The organism is Vibrio sp. ArtGut-C1, from assembly GCF_002105475.1.
In the GTDB taxonomy this organism is placed as follows: domain Bacteria; phylum Pseudomonadota; class Gammaproteobacteria; order Enterobacterales; family Vibrionaceae; genus Vibrio; species Vibrio diabolicus.
In genome coordinates, this window is record NZ_NCTH01000012.1 from 64343 (window position 1) to 81387 (window position 17045).

Genomic DNA, 17045 nt, shown 5'->3' on the forward strand with positions numbered 1-17045 from the left:
TCTTATTTACTGTGATTGGCATTGGCTTTGAAACCAGACAACCATCGAGAAAGTTAATGGAAGCCTCAAGATATAAACGCATCTTGTCGAGGGGAAGTTTGGCGTCCGTCATACTTATGCTCTCAGGATGTAATTCAGCTTTACTTGACCCCAAAGGTGCCATTGGTGTGCAGGAAAAAGAGCTAATTATTACTGCTCTTTTGCTGATGTTGATCGTTGTAATCCCTGTGATTTTAATGACGATTTACTTCGCTTACCGATACCGCGCCTCTAACACTGAAGAAGAGTACGCTCCCGAGTGGTCACACTCGACCAAAATCGAAGTGGTGGTATGGACAATTCCAATCATCATCATTGCGATTCTTGCGACGATCACATGGCGTTCGACTCATGAACTAGAGCCCTCCAAACCATTGGAAAGTGATGTTAAACCAATGACGATCGAAGTGGTGTCACTCGATTGGAAATGGTTGTTCATCTATCCAGAAGAAAACATTGCGACGGTGAACTATGTGGCGTTCCCGAAAGACGTGCCAGTGCAGTTCAAACTGACTTCGGACAACATCATGAACGCGTTTTTCATCCCTCGCTTAGGTACACAGATCTACGCGATGCCAGGCATGGTAACCAAGCTTAACCTGATAGCGAACCATGAAGGTGACTACAAGGGTTTTGCATCGAACTACAGCGGCGAAGGCTTTTCGCAAATGAAGTTCACAGCCTCTGCAATGTCTGATCGTGCTGCGTTCCTAAATTGGGTGCAGAAAGTGAAGGCGAGCCCTGATCGTATTGAAGATTGGGAGCAATACAGCTCACTGGCAGCGCCAAGTATCGCAGAGCCAGTCACTTTGTTCTCTAGCGTTCCTCCGTTCTTGTTCACCGACGTTGTGACTCAGCATCCTGGTTCAATGAACTGTTTGCCTGAAAACCAAGGATAATCGTAATGTTTGGAAGATTAACTCTTGATTCAGTTCCATTCCACGAACCTATTATCGTCATCACCTTAGCGGTTGTGGCGCTGGTTGGTTTAGCCGTAGTTTACGCGGTAACTAAAGCCGGAAAGTGGCAATATTTGTGGAATGAATGGTTTACTTCAGTAGACCATAAAAAACTTGGCTTCATGTACATCGCAGTAGCGATGGTGATGCTTGTTCGTGGTTTTGCTGACGCAGTCATGATGCGTAGTCAGCAACTCCTTTCTTCTGCGGGTGAAGCAGGTTACTTGCCACCGCATCACTACGATCAAATTTTTACTGCCCATGGCGTGATCATGATCTTTTTCGTGGCGATGCCATTGGTTATTGGTCTGATGAACATCATCGTGCCATTACAGATTGGTGCGCGTGACGTAGCTTTCCCGTATCTGAATAACTTGAGCTTCTGGCTGTTTGTTGTTGGTGTCATTCTAACAAACATGTCTCTCGGCTTAGGTGAATTTGGTCGCACCGGTTGGTTGGCGTATCCGCCGCTTTCAGGTATTGAGGCTAGCCCAGGAGTCGGGGTCGACTATTGGATTTGGGCGCTGCAGATATCAGGTGTCGGTACGACGTTAACAGGCGTGAACTTCTTCGCGACCATTTTGCGTATGCGTACACCGTCTATGCCAATGATGAAGATGCCAGTTTTCACTTGGGCGTCTCTGTGTGCAAACATTTTGATCATCATTTCATTCCCAATCCTAACGGTGACTATCGCTCTGCTAACGCTGGATAGATACCTAGGCATGCATTTCTTTACCAATGATCTTGGCGGCAACGTAATGATGTACGTCAACCTGATTTGGGCTTGGGGCCATCCAGAAGTGTACATTTTGATCTTGCCAATTTTTGGTGTGTTCTCAGAGGTCACCGCAACCTTCTCACGTAAAAAGTTGTTCGGTTACACATCGCTAGTTTGGGCTACCGTAGTTATCACGATTCTTGCGTTTGTCGTTTGGCTACACCACTTCTTTACGATGGGATCTGGCGCGAACGTAAATGCCTTCTTCGGTATTGCCACGATGATTATTTCTATCCCAACAGGGGTGAAGATCTTCAACTGGCTATTCACCATGTACAAAGGCCGCATCCGCTTTACGACGCCAATGATGTGGACAGTGGGCTTCCTGATCACCTTTACTGTTGGTGGTATGACGGGCGTACTAATGGCTGTTCCGGGCGCAGATTTCGTTCTGCATAACTCAGTATTCCTTATCGCTCACTTCCACAACGTTATCATCGGTGGTGTGGTGTTTGGATGTTTCGCTGCGATCACTTACTGGTTCCCGAAAGCGACAGGTTTCACCATGAATGAAACTTGGGGCAAACGTGCGTTCTATCTTTGGATTATTGGTTTCTTAATGGCGTTCCTACCGCTTTACGCACTGGGCTTTATGGGGATGACTCGTCGTTTAAGCCAAGACATCAACCCTGAATACTTCCCACTGTTGTCGATTGCCGCAGCAGGTACGGTTGTGATCGCGCTGGGCGTATTGTCTCAGTTCATCCAAATTTACGTGAGTATCCGTGACCGCGAGCAAAACCGTGACCTAACTGGTGATCCGTGGGGTGGTCGTACTCTTGAGTGGGCAACATCGTCTCCACCGCCGTTCTACAACTTTGCGCACCTGCCAAAAGGTGATGTGCTGGATGCGTTCTGGTACCAGAAACAAAGTGGCGAGTTCGATCCAACTAAAGAAGTGGAATACGAACGTATTCATATGCCAAAAAACACGGCAACAGGCATCTACGTGTCGGCTTGGTCGCTCCTATTTGGCTTCGGCATGATTTGGTACATCTGGTGGCTAGCGGCGGCAAGTTTGGTCGGTATTATCGTGACGTGTATTCAGCATAGCTACAACGATGACGTGGATTACTACGTGGAAGTTGAAGAGATCAAAGCAATTGAGGCCGAGCGTCGAGCTCAGCTTGAAGAAGCGAAGAAAAACTCAGTGAAAGACAGCGAAAGTAAAGATGATCTGGAGGTGACGTATGCAAACTAATATCGCAGCACATCACGACCATGATCACCACCATGACACGAATGGCAACAAGCTATTTGGCTTCTGGGTTTACCTGATGAGTGACTGTGTATTGTTTGCGACCTTGTTCGCGACGTACGCTGTGCTGTCGAGCAATTCAATTGCAGGCCCAACAGGTAAAGACATTTTCGAACTCCCATTCGTGTTTGTCGAAACCATGCTGCTGCTGTTTAGCAGTATCACATTTGGTTTTGGCATTATCGCGATGAAGCGCAACAACGTTGCTGGTCTCAAACGTTGGATGTTAGTAACGTTCGCACTTGGTCTTGGTTTTATCTGTATGGAGGTCTATGAGTTCCATCACCTGATTGAAGAAGGTTATGGCCCACAAACAAGTGCATTCCTATCGGCATTCTTTACGTTGGTTGGTACGCACGGCCTGCACGTAACCTTTGGTCTGATTTGGTTAGCGGTAGCGTATCACCAACTGTCGACGAAAGGTCTGAACGACAATATGGCAATGCGCTTTAACTGCTTAAGCCTATTCTGGCACTTTCTAGATATCGTCTGGATTTGTGTCTTTACCATCGTTTACTTACTGGGGGTAATGTAATGGATCAACATGTAGAAACCAGTGCGTCAGATTACGTGAAAGGCTTTATTGCCTCACTGATTCTGACGGTAATTCCGTTCTACTTTGTTTGGACGAAATCATTACCAGATACAACGACCTATGCGATTCTATTTGGATGTGCATTAGTGCAGATATTTGTTCACTTCAAATACTTCTTGCACATGGAAACAAAAACATCCGACGGACGTTGGAACCTTGTATCACTGATGTTTACCGCCATTGTTGTACTTATCCTTATCGCTGGCTCGGTATGGATCATCTACAACATGAACGTCAACATGAAGTTGTAGGCCAAGGTATGCTGAAAAGTTATTTGTCTATCACCAAACCGGGCATTATTTTCGGCAACCTGATTTCTGTTGCGGCGGGGTTCTTCCTCGCCGCAAAAACAGAACCAGCCAGTCTAATGTTGTTCGTTACAACGTTAGTTGGTGTGGGGTTAGTCATCGCTTCAGGTTGTGTGGTGAATAATATTTTTGATCGTGATATCGACCAAAAGATGGCACGTACACAAAATCGTGAAACAGTGAAAGGCAACATCAATATCGATATTGCGTTTGTTTATGCACTTGCTTTATTGCTGGTAGGAACCGCACTGTTATTTATCCGAGTGAACCCACTATCCGCTGTCGTCGTGTTGCTTGGCTACGTGTATTACGTGTTCTTTTACACGATGTGGTACAAACGTAACTCGGTGTATGGAACCTTAGTGGGAAGTATTTCAGGTGCAGTCCCGCCATTAGTGGGTTATTTAGCGGTAACAAACTTTATTAGCTTGGAAGCGATTTTACTCTTTACCATGTTCTGTCTCTGGCAAATGCCGCACTCGTACGCGATTGCCATGTTCCGCATGCAAGACTACCGAGAAGCCGGGATTCCCGTATTACCAGTTAAAGAGGGCATTCATAAAGCGCATCGACACATGAAAGCGTATGTCGTGGCGTTTGGCGCAGTATCGTTGGGATTATTTTTACTTGGTGAAGCTGGGTATGAATACTTAGCGGTTGCGGCGGTCGTTTGCTTTATGTGGACGAAAGTGACCTTTCGCAGCATTGATGACAGCAACTACATCGCTTGGTCAAAGTCGGTGTTTAAAGTCTCACTGCTAGTGGTGATGGGGATCAGTGGTGTACTAGGATTAGAGCTTATTCCGTTGCCATTTATTTATTGAGTTTGAAATTCTTTAATATCACTTCCATGTAGCTCCCATTCTGAGAGCTACATGCTTTGCTAGACTCGAATTCATGCCTAAAAGAGATAATATGATTATCCCTTTTTACTATGGTCTTGGTTCATGTTTCGTCGTTTTACTCTTCTTTCAATTGTTGCAATTTCTTCATGCGTATTAGCCCAAGTTCCGTCCTCGGTTAGCTCCGTGGAAACTTATCGCGTTGGAGATATTCTTGTCAGGCTTATTATCCACCACATGGAGATTAATCCAGTGATTGAAGTCGATACAATTAATCGTTCAGATTATGAAATAAATGATGTATTTCGAGTTGCCTCCATTTCTCTAGATAATGAAAAACTGGATTTCAACCAGAGTGCTGGCGTGTTTGTAGAAGAGTATGGAGTGCGTGATAATAAAGTATTTTTCGTGCTTGATTACTTTTATCTACATGAGGGAGGAAGCGTTCTTGTGGATTGTGAAGTCTCATTCGAAAAAGAGAAGATCTTACCCCCAGAATGTAGAGTGAAGGTAAACTGAGAAATCGGCCGAGTTGCTTTTCTTACAAGCTTATCTCACTAAACCTTAATCCAGATTAAAGTTTTGCCACCCACGAGGCATTAAGGTGCGCCTGTAGTTTGCAGGTCTCACGGATTCAGAGAAGGAACAGCCATACGTTGGGTATCGCTGTTCCTTTTTTGTTCTTGGTTACTTGGGAAAAGATAGAACCATAAAGACAACATTAAGAGGACTGGTTTTGAGCATTTTGTTTTCCGAAGCCCGCATTGGCAACATGACCCTAAAGAACCGTTTTGTGCGCAGCGCAACGTGGGAGAACATGGCGACCGAAGATGGCCACATGACGGATAAGCTTTACGATATTTACGAAGAGTTGGCGAAAGGTGAAGTGGGTTTAATTGTTACTGGTTATGCCAATATCGTGGAAGAAGAGAAACCCAACGCTGGGATGATGGGGATCTACAACGACTCTTTTATTGAAGAATACAAAAAGCTAACAGAGCTAGTACATCAACACGATTCTAAAATCGTAATGCAAATTGCTTACGGTGGAACCAAAACCACCTACAACGTCGGTGAGCGTGTCATCTTCGCTCCGAGTGACGTGCCTGAGCGTGGCACGAATACGCAAGGCAAAGTGATGACTAAGGACGAAATCGACTACATCGTAAAGGCATTCGCATTGGCGAGTAAACGTGCTCAAGACGCTGGTTTTGACGGCGTAGAGATTCATGCGGCGCACACTTATTTAATTAACCAGTTTTTAAGCCCGTACTATAATCGTCGCGAAGACGAATACGGTGGTGGCTTAGAAAATCGCATGCGTGTCCTTTTAGAAATTTTTTCTGAAACCAGAAAGCTGGTTGGGAGCGAATTTCCCATCCTCGTTAAACTGACGGCAACAGAGTTCTTTGACGGCGGTTTAACGTTCGATGAAACTCGCGTCGTCTGTAAGAAACTTGAAGAAGTAGGCGTTGATGCGATCATCGTATCTGGCAATGTTCACGGCAAAGCAAACGAACTTGTTGGTGAAACGTTCGATGGTTATACACTACAAGAAGAAGGTTACTTTCACGAATATGGGCACGTGATCAGTCAGGACGTTAACATACCGGTGATTACTGTCGGCGGATTGAGTGACATTGATGCGATTGAGAAAATTGCAGAAAACACAGATATCCAATTTTTCGCTGTGTCACGTCCTTTATTGGCTGAGCCTCAGTTAATAAAGCGCTGGAAAGAGGGTAATCGAGCGCCAGTGGATTGCGAACGTTGCTCAAAGTGCCGTACCAAACGTGGTAACTTTTGCGTAGTGTATAAGAATCGAAATCGTCGTAAATAACCCACCTTAAGTGACGGTATGTCACTGATTAATAATGCAATAGTCTTCTAAAATACTAAGAAGGCTATTCTATTTAATTCAATATCACTGCCTCTAACGGCTATTCACTATTCGCAGTCCGAAATATTTTTATAATCCTATTTAATTGATAAATAAAGGTAATATAATTAATTATTAAAAATATTAATTATAAGACAAAGTTTCATATCTGAAACTAAATTGCATTCTAAACTTACAATGAACTTATTAATAATTAGGTGCGAGTGTCACGCAGGGTAAAGAATACAGAAGGTGCTTTGAGGTGCGGTATCATTGCGATAACTATCTGATTTTTATAACTGTGTTTCAGCTTTATCGAACCCAAGAGAGTAAGGGAATTTGTGACCCTGCGGTATCGTTACTGTGGGGCCTTGTTTATTTGCTGAAAATAGCTACTCAAACGTCACGTTTAATTGTGAGGGACTTGTATTAGCTTGTCGTTGCATTGTGCTTTGCAAGCCTCATGTAAAACGTGAGAGGCAACTAATATGAATAGTCTAGAAAATGCAACCATTGAACACTTCAAAAATCAATTTCAGGGTGATGTTGTTTTGCCCGGAGATCCTACGTACGACGAAGTTCGTCAAATCTGGAATGGCATGATAGATCGCAGTCCCGGTGTTATCGCTCGCTGCAAGTCTGCCGATGATGTCGTGATGGCGGTTAACTTTGCTCGGGATAACAATCAGCTACTTTCGGTCCGAGGTGGTGGGCATAATATTGCGGGCAATGCGGTTTGCGATCATGGTGTGATGATCGACTTGTCGCTTTTGAATCATGTTCAAGTGGATGAAAGCGAAAGAAGGGCTTTCGTTGAACCTGGCTGTACGTTGGCTGATGTCGATGAGGCCACACAAAAATATGGATTAGCAACGCCTGTCGGCATTAATTCAACCACGGGAATTGCGGGGTTAACGCTTGGTGGTGGTTTTGGTTGGTTGAGCCGAAAATATGGTATGACGATAGACAACTTGGTCTCTGCAAATGTCGTAACTGCAGATGGTCGTCAACTGCTCGCGAATGAGACAGAAAATGCCGATTTGTTCTGGGCGTTACGTGGGGGCGGCGGTAACTTTGGTATCGTTACGCGTTTTGAATTCCAGCTACATCCTGTCGGTCCAGAGGTGTTAAGTGGTCTCATTGTCTTTCCATTTGAGCAAGCGAAATCCATTATCACCCAGTTTGCGAAATTCACTGAGTCGGCCCCTGATGATCTAAGTGTCTGGATGGTGAGTCGGAAAGCGCCGCCACTCCCATTCTTACCTGAAAGCGTTCACGGAAAAGAAGTGGTTGTACTCGCGATATGTTATGCGGGTGACCCGGCTGAAGGTGAGAAGTTAATTGCACCGTTGAGAGAGTTTGGTGATGCACATGGTGAGCACGTTGGTGTACAGCCATTTGCGGCGTGGCAGCAAGCGTTTGATCCATTGCTTACTCCGGGCGCACGTAACTATTGGAAATCGCACAATTTTAACTCGCTAAGCGAAGGTGTGATTGATGCAGCGATAGAATACGCAGGTAAGTTACCATCGCCTCAGTGTGAGATTTTTATCGCCTCTCTTGGCTGCGCTGCCTCTAGACCTGAGCCCGAGTCTATGGCTTATTCTAGCCGTGATGCAAACTATGTATTAAATGTACATGGAAGATGGGATTTAGCAGAAGATGATGAAGCTTGCATCAGCTGGGCAAGGGAATTTTTTGCCAAGACTAAGCCCTATGCAAGTGGCGGAGCGTATATCAATTTCCTTACACAAGACGAAGCTGAACGTACAGAGTCTGCCTACGGTCCAACCTTTGCGCGTTTACAAGCAGTGAAGAAGAAGTTTGATCCAAATAACTTGTTCAGAATGAATCAGAATATCAAGCCAGAATAAGTGCAATAAGAGCGTCGTCATTTCATATGACCGGATCTGTCACTTAATATCAAATAACAGTGGCTCTAAAATCTAATGGAGCCACTGTTAGCTAAAACCTTCGAACTACGTCTCTTCATCTTGATAGTTTAGATAACGTACACACAAATCATGAAACGCTTTTGCTTGAGGCGAGATCGTGCGGTCGGTCAACGTAAAGATACCAATTTGCCTTTCAAGCGGTGGATCGATAAGTGGGATCCAAACCAAGCGTGTTTCATTGGTTGGGAAAGCAAGCTTCGGTAGGGTCGTGACACCAATCCCAAGTTCTAAGACAGAAAACAGCGAAGTGATATTCTCGACCGAATAGAGCGCTTGCTCACTCAGTGCTCTGGCTGGGGTTGGATCGAGAAGCGTACAGGTGCCGTTACGAATAAAAGGTTGTTCGAGCAAAGTTTGCCACTCGATTCCCTCTGTTTTATTGGCAATCAGGTTATCTTTTAAACACACCACGCCAATGGGGTCGGACAACAGCGGTGTAAAGTCAATGCCGCCCTCATCAAGGTGAGAGGGGTTACCGAGCGCCAAGTCGACTTCACCAGAGAGTAAGCGAGCCTCGACACCTGCCGCGTTATCGTCGATCAAGCTTACTTCTACATTTGGATACTGTTCGCAGAAGGCAGCCAACACGCTCGGGATGAGTTTCGCTGCAACAGAAGGAACGCTCGCAATTCGCACTCTCCCTTGCTGTCCGGCCGCGGCAGCTTTGAGATCGTTGTCCAGCGCACTGTAGATATTGAGAAACTGAACCACCTTGGGCAAACAAATCTCACCAAAAGGCGTTAATTTGGTTTTGTTGCCGGGCTCAAACAGCGTTTGTCCTAGCATTTTCTCTAGCTCTTTTATCGACGTGGAGAGCGCAGCCTGAGATCGATTTGCACGATGTGAAGCGGCTCGAAACCCACCTTCCTCGACTACCATCACAAAATGCATTAATTGTTGAAGCTTAATACTCATCCCTAATGCCTCTTAATCCCTTTATTTACGTTATTCTCAATGAGGTGATAAGTTTTATTTATCAAATGTAAAAAATTTACCGTTAGATTTATCGCCTGTCAATGTGCATCATTTAACTATATTGAAACAAAGCTGTTACAAAGGTTGAAAGGCACGTGAATACTCCTACTAAAAAACACCCAGTTAAAACCAGTCTATTTGCTTCTAAAGCGCCGCTTGAATGGGCGATAGTCAACAACGGAACCCTGTATACGGCTCAAATTCCTATTGATGACACAGGCGCGGTTGTGGAAGGCGGCATCGAAGCACAAACACGTCAAACCTTTAACAATCTCATTCACACCCTGGAGTGTGCAGGGGAGTCTTTGGACTCTGTATTGCAGGTCCTGATTTACGTGACCGACAGAGAATACTTAAAAACCGTTAACCAAGTGTACGCGGAATATTTTGAAGCGCCGTACCCAAATCGCGCCGCCATGGTGGTTGCAGGGTTAGCACGAGAAGAAATGTTGGTGGAGTTTGTCGTCTACGCGTCGGCAAGCCAACCAGAATAAATCCAACAAGAATAATTGAGATCAGTGAGTGGGTGGCTTGCCATCACAAATCGGAAGAACAAGGAAAGAACCATGACTTTTATTAACAATGTTCAAGCAGAAAAATCCCTCTACATAGCAGGTGAATGGCAATCGGGCATGGACACCATCGCCAATATTAACCCTTCTGATATCAGCGAAAACATAGGCGATTTCGCACAAGCGAGTGTGTCGCAAGTAGAGCAAGCGATTCAAGCGGCTAAATCAGCGCAGCCAGAGTGGGAAAAAACACCAATCGAGCGCAAACAAGCAGTGCTGCAAGCGATTGGTGATGAGCTCATTGCACGATGTGACGAATTGGGTACCTTGCTTTCGCGTGAAGAAGGTAAGCCATTTGCTGAAGGTCGAGGTGAGATTTACCGTGCTGGCCAATTCTTCCAATACTTTGCTGCTGAGGTACTGCGTCAAATTGGCGATAACGCTGCTTCCGTCCGTCCAGGTGTCTCCGTTGAAGTTACTCGCGAAGCCGTCGGCGTTATCGCCATTATCTCTCCTTGGAACTTCCCAACAGCAACAGCGGCTTGGAAAATCGCGCCAGCACTTGCGTTTGGCAACAGTGTCGTCTGGAAGCCTGCCAACCTAACTCCAGCAAGTGCCGTTGCACTGACTGAGATTATCCATCGCCAAGGTTTACCTGCTGGCACGTTTAACCTCGTTTTGGGTAGCGGTTCGCAAGTTGGTAATACCCTTATCAATTCGAAAGATGTGAACGGCGTGAGCTTCACTGGCTCTGTGGACACAGGCCGTAAAGTAGCGGCGGCAACGGCACCAAACTTTGTGCGTTGTCAGCTAGAGATGGGCAGCAAAAATGCGCTCGTAGTGGCAGATGATGCAGACATTCAAATTGCCGTTGAAGCCACAATCGCAGGCTCATTCTCGGGTGCGGGTCAAAAGTGCACCGCGTCTTCTCGTCTTGTGGTTATGGACGGAATTCACGACGCGTATGTTGAAGCGCTAATCAAACGCATGAGCGAACTTAAAGTGGGTCACGCACTGGAAGAGGGCGTATTCATGGGTCCTGTTGTTGATGGTAACCAGCTGAATGCGAACTTTGAATGGATCGAAAACGCTCGCCAAGCGGGCGCAGAGCTGGCTTTCGGTGGCGAGCGTCTGAGCCTAGAGCATGACGGGTACTACATGTCACCAACCCTGTTCTTGAACACACAAAACAGCTGGGAAGTGAACCAAGAAGAAGTCTTTGCACCAATGGCAAGCGTGATTCGCGTTTCTGATCTGGATGAGGCAATTGCGGTCGCGAACGATACGCGCTTTGGCCTGACAGGCGGCATTATCACGCAAAGCCTGCGCAATAGCGCGATCTTCAAACAGCAAGTCCAAACGGGCTGCGTCATGGTTAACTTGCCAACTGCGGGTACAGATTATCACGTCCCATTTGGTGGTCGTAAAGAATCTAGCTTTGGTCCTCGTGAGCAAGGTCAGTATGCCAAAGAGTTCTACACCGTGGTGAAAACCGCTTATCAGCGCCCTTACTAAGAACAGCAGGGTAGCTGATGGTGTCAGTTACCCGCACTGAAAGGCTAAGAAATTGTTTAAGGAGTGGTTATGTACCAACAACGGATTGTGATTGACGGATTGCAGTACTGCAATTGGGATCGAGAGTATTTCCAAACGCTTAAGGCGAGTGGCATTACCGCCGTTCATGCCACCATCGTCTACCACGAAACTGCGCGCGAAACCTTAACGCGTTTTGCTGAGTGGAACTTGCGCTTCGAGCAAAATGCGGACCTCATCATGCCTATTTATTCAATGGCAGATGTAGAAAAAGCCAAAGCAGAAGGCAAAGTCGGCATCTTCTTCGGCGCGCAAAATTGCTCACCAATCGATGATGAAATTGGCCTGATTGAAGTGATGCGCCGCCAAGGTCTGCTGATCATGCAACTGACCTACAACAACCAAAGCTTACTGGCGACAGGTTGTTACGAACAAAACGATTCCGGCGTAACTCGCTTTGGTAAGCAAGCGATTGAAGAGATGAACCGAGTCGGGATGATCATTGATATGTCCCACAGCGCGGAGCGTTCAACGTTGGAAGCTATCGAGCTCTCTTCGCGTCCAATTTGTATCAGCCATGCTAACCCGACATTTGCGCATGACGCACTGCGTAACAAGTCCAACACCGTGATCAAAGCACTGACGGAGCGCGGCGGTTTGATTGGATTCAGTTTATATCCGTTCCATTTGCCAAATGGCAGCCAGTGCACGCTGGATGATTTCTGCCAGATGGTTGCGAAAACCGCAGACATGTTTGGCGTTGACCATTTAGGTATCGGTAGCGATTTGTGCTTAAACCAGCCGCAACAAGTGTTGGAGTGGATGCGCAACGGTCGTTGGTCAAAAGCGATGGATTACGGCGAAGGTTCGGCAAGTAACTCGGGATGGCCAGATGCGCTGCCATGGTTCTGCGGCAGTGCAGGGATGGAGAACATCTACAACGGATTAATGCGTCACGGATTCAGTGAATCTGAGGCAGGAAAAATATTGGGTGAAAACTGGTTTAACTTCCTCAAAGAAGGATTAGAGCCTATTTCATAGTACACCCAAAATTAGGAACCGCCTGCCTACATAACAACAATACGGCAGGCGTAAAACTCACATTTGTAGCCAGTCTTTGGCAGCTGCAAAGAACCTCTGGAGCCAGAGTATGTCTGATTTAACCAATAGCATGAAAGCTTCCACGATGAGCGTGTCATCGGACAAGTCAAAAGCAACACACAACACATCAACAACAGAAAACACGACGGACAAATTAGGACTGAATAACCCGGCCTTTTGGTATAGCGGTGGTTTTATCGCGTTGTTCGTTGCTATTGCACTTTATGACGGCGAGCTATTATCTACGATCGTTAACGCCGGCTTTGGCTGGGCTGTGCAGGTGTTTGGTCCTTACTGGCAGTTACTGCTGCTTCTCACTTTTCTTATTGGTCTTGGCTTGGCTGCAGGGCGAACAGGCAAGGTGATGTTGGGCGGGATTGCTAAACCAGAAATGGATTCTTTCCGCTGGATGGCGATTATTTTCTGTACCTTATTGGCTGGTGGTGGTGTTTTCTGGGCCGCGGCTGAGCCTATAGCACACTATGTTAGCCCACCCCCTTTATACGGCGCGCAAGATAACCCGCAGCAAGGTGCGGTGAATGCGTTGTCGCAATCCTTTATGCACTGGGGCTTTCTGGCTTGGGCGATTGTCGGTAGCTTAACTTCCATCGTGGTGATGCACCTGCATTACGACAAAGGCTTACCGCTAAAACCCCGTATTTTACTTTATCCAGTGTTGGGCGAACGAGCACTTAAAGGCCAACTCGGTGCATTGATTGACGCATGCTGCATTATCGCGGTAGCCGCGGGCACCATCGGGCCAATTGGGTTTCTAGGCTTGCAGGTTAGCTACGCGTTAAATGCGCTGTTTGATATTCCTGATGGCTTTACCACTCAGCTTATTATCATTTTGTTTGCGATTGCGCTTTACACCTTGTCTGCACTCAGTGGATTAAGCCGAGGCATGCAACTGCTTAGTCGTTACAACGTGATTCTGGCAATGGCATTGATGGTTTACATCCTGTTTTTTGGCCCTACGAATTTTATCTTTAACGGATACATTCAAGGTGTCGGAAGCATGCTGGATAACTTTATCCCAATGGCGACCTACCGCGGTGATGAAGGTTGGCTAAGCTGGTGGACAGTATTTTTCTGGGGCTGGTTCCTTGGTTATGGTCCGATGATGGCAATCTTTATTGCGCGTATTTCCCGTGGTCGCACTATTCGCCAAGTTATTTCAACCATCAGTATTGTGGCTCCGCTCACCACCTGTTTTTGGTTCACGATTGTAGGCGGCTCTGGCCTTGCGTTTGAAATTGCTGAGCCGGGTAGTGTGAGTGCGGCGTTTGAAGGCTTTAACTTGCCAGGTGCTTTGCTTGCGGTGACTCAGCAACTACCAATGCCAATGCTGACTTCAATTCTATTTCTGGTTTTAACCACGATCTTCATCGTCACGACGGGCGACTCAATGACCTACACAATCAGTGTCGTGATCAGTGGTGAAACGGAGCCGAATGCGATCATCCGTACCTTCTGGGGCGTAATGATGGGTGTGACAGCTCTGATCCTGATTTCGCTTGGCTCTGGCGGCATCTCTGCACTGCAATCTTTCATTGTAATTACCGCGGTTCCGGTTTCGCTGATTCTGTTGCCGTCACTTTGGAATGCACCGCAAATCGCAATCAAAATGGCGAAAGAGCAAGGACTATAACAATTATCTAATTCAAACAACGTGGAGCTTGTGCGGGTGTTTTCCTCCTGCATCCGCACAAACCCTAGTATTCTTACAATAACAAATAGGTGGTGAGCAAAATGGATGCACATCGTTCTACTTATACGGAAGCAACTATGCGCGATGCAGCGATTGTCATGGCAGCCGAAAGGCTTGGCGCAATGCACCAAAACCGAATCAGCTTTGTTCGTAGTCTGATTCGTAATATGGCAAGCCAAAACTGGCAAGTAACCAAGCATGAGTGGCAACTTTGTCCACGTGGTTATGGTCACGTTATTTACAAGTTGACCACGCCAGAGCACGTTTATCATTTGGTGGTTTTCTGTGATGAAATTGCTGATGACGAGCGTAATGACCGCGTCATTGCTGAAAAGTGGGACGTCACATTCGCACTGGTTCAAGGCGATGTTGATGTTACTTTGTTGGAAAGATTGCGAGCAAATGTACCGCTGCAAGAAGCGGGACGCAATCCAAACAACGTACTTGTTCTGGCTCGCGCAAACAAAAGCGTGCGCGTGTTTGAGCACATTGTTAGCGCGCTTTCTCAAGGCAAGCAGCCCGAGCCAAAAGAGCTGGCGGAAGTGGGTTATATCCTGCGCACCACAGCTGTTTATGGTAACGGAAAGTTTGGTATCGCCGATTTCAAACTGTTAGAGAATAACCCAGATTTCAGCCAGTCTTTTAGTGCGCAAATGTGTGCCGTATATATGTTGCGTGAATTCAGCCTGGATTGGGTGCACTACCTAGCACTTCAGCAAGGAGGCGACAACGCGGTGGCTTTGCATCGTGGCTTGCAGCGCTACCTTGGTGTCGGCAATGCTACTGGCTTGGGCATGGCTCCATACTTGATTAATCACCCGTGCATCGTTGACCAATGGATGACCTCTCGCGAACGTGCGGTAGCGCGAGTCTTTGCGATGCCGTGTGAAGCTTCATTCCATGCTCCTTTGCAAGGATTACTACAAAAAGCGCAGCGTCATTTAGAGCAAGTCATCACCATCAATGAACATCAAGACAGGCTCAATCATCAAGCGACAGCAGACATCAAACAACTGCTATCGGAGCTAACAACGTTAATGGCATCACATCCGAACTGGGCGAGTTTGGTCGAGCAAAAGAAAACAATGAGTGTGGAAGCCCAAGAAATCCTCACCTCTTGCTTGATCGAGCTCTACCCATCTTTAGTGGACGAATTTGCCAGCCAAATGAATACGGATGAAACGTTATCTATTCCGGGCGGGAAAAAGATCCAAGATTTACTTGAGGTGTTGCAAAGCAAATACCGCTGGGCGATTGATGCGGATTACTCACTAGCCGAGAACAACTACTGGTTCTGGTATCGTTCACAAGACAAAGAAGAACCAAGGCTTGGTGTTCGTGGGGAAGAGGCAGGAGAAGAAAAAGAGCTGCCGCTTGATATCGGCAGACAAGTGAATCGCTTGTACCACGCCTTGCTTGGTTGTGATGAAGAAATGTCCGTAGCAGAGTTTCTATTGCAAAAACCGACTTACCGTTCGATCACACGTCGCGTATGGACGTTAGGCAATCGAGCAATGGGTGATATTCAAATGAACGTGCTACGCCAAGATGCACTGCCAATGCACTTATTGCGTTGTAAGTTGGCGATCTTTGGTGCGACTAAGTTTGATCCGCGCTCGGATCGTTGGGTTCGAGTTACTTTCTTCCAAGGTGCGCCGCTGTTAGATGAAATTCACGATCCTAAACTGGCGGACACATGGATTTTCCCGAGCATGCCGGAACGAGAAGAAATTGCGCAAAGTGACAATCAAAAAATCAACGGAGGATTTGCATTATGATCGTCTCTCACAACGAATTGGTGGCCGCGGTTAATAAGGCATTTCTTGGCATGCGCCGTCACTGTGGTGAGGCGGATGTCATTGCGAACATGGTGGCGGACTTGCAAATGGTTGGCTTGCACGGGGTGCGTCACTTTAATAACGCCAGCCTGTTTCTTGGGTTAGATTCGGACTGCGCCGTATCGGTGACCAACAGCACGCCATCGAGTATCGAGATGGATTTGCACAATGGCAGTGTGGCGTGCCACTTACCCGCCGTGTTGGATTTCGCACTTGAGAAAATGATCAACAGCAAGTCGATTAATATCACATTGAAACAGTGCCATAACCGTTGGCTAGGTTTTAGTGAGTTGTTGAAGCTCTCTGCAAAAGGCATCGCGTGCCGTGCACAATGGGTCAATGGCTCTAGTCCAAAACGAACGCTTTATGTGTTAAACCGTGGACGAATCGCGCCAGAAGTCTTTTTCTCGGATCAGTTTGATGGGCATGATACGAATTTGCATAGTATGGTTATCGAACTCTCTGTGAACGATTTCGATATCGAGAAAAGCGCACAGGGATACACCATTCACATTGAAGGCGATGAGTTAAGCAACACGCAACAAGCCTCTTGGCAAAATGGTATTTTTGTCGAAGACCAAGAGTGGGAAACATTGAAACAAACCGCAACTGCATTGCTAGTGGAGAATAGTGAGCGTTCCATGCAGGGCGCTGGTGGTGTGGTTTAAGCTCTGAAGGGACGGTGATTCCAAGTTTCAAGTGAGAAGGCTGCGGTTTAGCGGCCTTTTTTGTGCGCGATGTTCGGTCACTTCTTAGGTT

General features: G+C 46.6%; 15 protein-coding genes. 14 read left to right on the forward strand and 1 reads right to left on the reverse strand.

Annotated features, from left to right (window positions below):
* Positions 1–56: 56 nt before the first annotated feature.
* The 8 genes from cyoA to B7360_RS12580 all read left to right on the forward strand — a co-directional run bounded on the left by cyoA (position 57) and on the right by B7360_RS12580 (position 8535).
* Positions 57–938 carry a ubiquinol oxidase subunit II gene (cyoA, locus tag B7360_RS12545; protein ID WP_005388604.1) on the forward strand — a complete coding sequence of 294 codons (882 nt, stop codon included), beginning with the start codon at positions 57–59 and terminating at the stop codon, positions 936–938.
* Between the two features lie 5 nt (positions 939–943).
* Positions 944–2980 (forward strand): cytochrome o ubiquinol oxidase subunit I, encoded by a 2037-nt coding sequence (gene cyoB / locus B7360_RS12550; RefSeq protein WP_005375781.1) that lies wholly within the window; start codon positions 944–946, stop codon positions 2978–2980.
* Entirely contained in the window at positions 2970–3572 is a 603-nt protein-coding gene (gene cyoC / locus B7360_RS12555; RefSeq protein WP_005375782.1) for a cytochrome o ubiquinol oxidase subunit III, read from the forward strand. The genes cyoB and cyoC overlap by 11 nt, the downstream gene beginning before the upstream one ends.
* Positions 3572–3883, forward strand: a complete 312-nt coding sequence (gene cyoD / locus B7360_RS12560) for a cytochrome o ubiquinol oxidase subunit IV (protein WP_012842490.1) — start codon at positions 3572–3574, stop codon at positions 3881–3883. Before cyoC ends, cyoD begins: the two co-directional genes overlap by 1 nt.
* Positions 3844–4764 (forward strand): heme o synthase, encoded by a 921-nt coding sequence (cyoE, locus tag B7360_RS12565; protein ID WP_085343639.1) that lies wholly within the window; start codon positions 3844–3846, stop codon positions 4762–4764. The genes cyoD and cyoE overlap by 40 nt, the downstream gene beginning before the upstream one ends.
* A gap of 123 nt (positions 4765–4887) precedes the next feature.
* The gene (locus B7360_RS12570) at positions 4888–5301 is read left to right on the forward strand and encodes a hypothetical protein (RefSeq protein WP_254048122.1); all 414 of its coding nucleotides are present in this window, start codon (positions 4888–4890) and stop codon (positions 5299–5301) included.
* Between the two features lie 217 nt (positions 5302–5518).
* A complete protein-coding gene (locus B7360_RS12575; protein ID WP_085343641.1) occupies positions 5519–6622 on the forward strand; it encodes an NADH:flavin oxidoreductase in 1104 nt (367 codons plus the stop codon).
* Between the two features lie 527 nt (positions 6623–7149).
* A complete protein-coding gene (locus B7360_RS12580) occupies positions 7150–8535 on the forward strand; it encodes an FAD-binding oxidoreductase (protein ID WP_085343642.1) in 1386 nt (461 codons plus the stop codon).
* A 105-nt stretch (positions 8536–8640) separates the two neighbouring features.
* On the opposite strand, the gene B7360_RS12585 is transcribed toward B7360_RS12580, so the two are convergent.
* Complete coding sequence (locus tag B7360_RS12585; RefSeq protein ID WP_085343643.1) at positions 8641–9531, reverse strand: LysR family transcriptional regulator; 891 nt, start codon at positions 9529–9531, stop codon at positions 8641–8643.
* 155 nt (positions 9532–9686) lie between these two features.
* Between B7360_RS12585 and B7360_RS12590 the strand changes: the two genes are divergently transcribed.
* From B7360_RS12590 to B7360_RS12615, 6 genes are all read left to right on the forward strand, one after another.
* Positions 9687–10085 (forward strand): RidA family protein, encoded by a 399-nt coding sequence (locus B7360_RS12590; protein WP_005375789.1) that lies wholly within the window; start codon positions 9687–9689, stop codon positions 10083–10085.
* Between the two features lie 72 nt (positions 10086–10157).
* Positions 10158–11618, forward strand: a complete 1461-nt coding sequence (locus B7360_RS12595) for an aldehyde dehydrogenase family protein (RefSeq protein ID WP_053349978.1) — start codon at positions 10158–10160, stop codon at positions 11616–11618.
* A 69-nt stretch (positions 11619–11687) separates the two neighbouring features.
* The gene (locus B7360_RS12600; RefSeq protein WP_006742451.1) at positions 11688–12677 is read left to right on the forward strand and encodes a membrane dipeptidase; all 990 of its coding nucleotides are present in this window, start codon (positions 11688–11690) and stop codon (positions 12675–12677) included.
* Positions 12678–12786: 109 nt separating this feature from the next.
* Positions 12787–14388, forward strand: coding sequence for a BCCT family transporter (locus B7360_RS12605; protein WP_085343644.1), 1602 nt, complete (start codon positions 12787–12789; stop codon positions 14386–14388).
* Positions 14389–14489: 101 nt separating this feature from the next.
* Complete coding sequence (locus tag B7360_RS12610) at positions 14490–16226, forward strand: hypothetical protein (RefSeq protein ID WP_085343645.1); 1737 nt, start codon at positions 14490–14492, stop codon at positions 16224–16226.
* Positions 16223–16954, forward strand: a complete 732-nt coding sequence (locus tag B7360_RS12615) for a DUF3726 domain-containing protein (RefSeq protein WP_085343646.1) — start codon at positions 16223–16225, stop codon at positions 16952–16954. Before B7360_RS12610 ends, B7360_RS12615 begins: the two co-directional genes overlap by 4 nt.
* Positions 16955–17045: the final 91 nt, after the last annotated feature.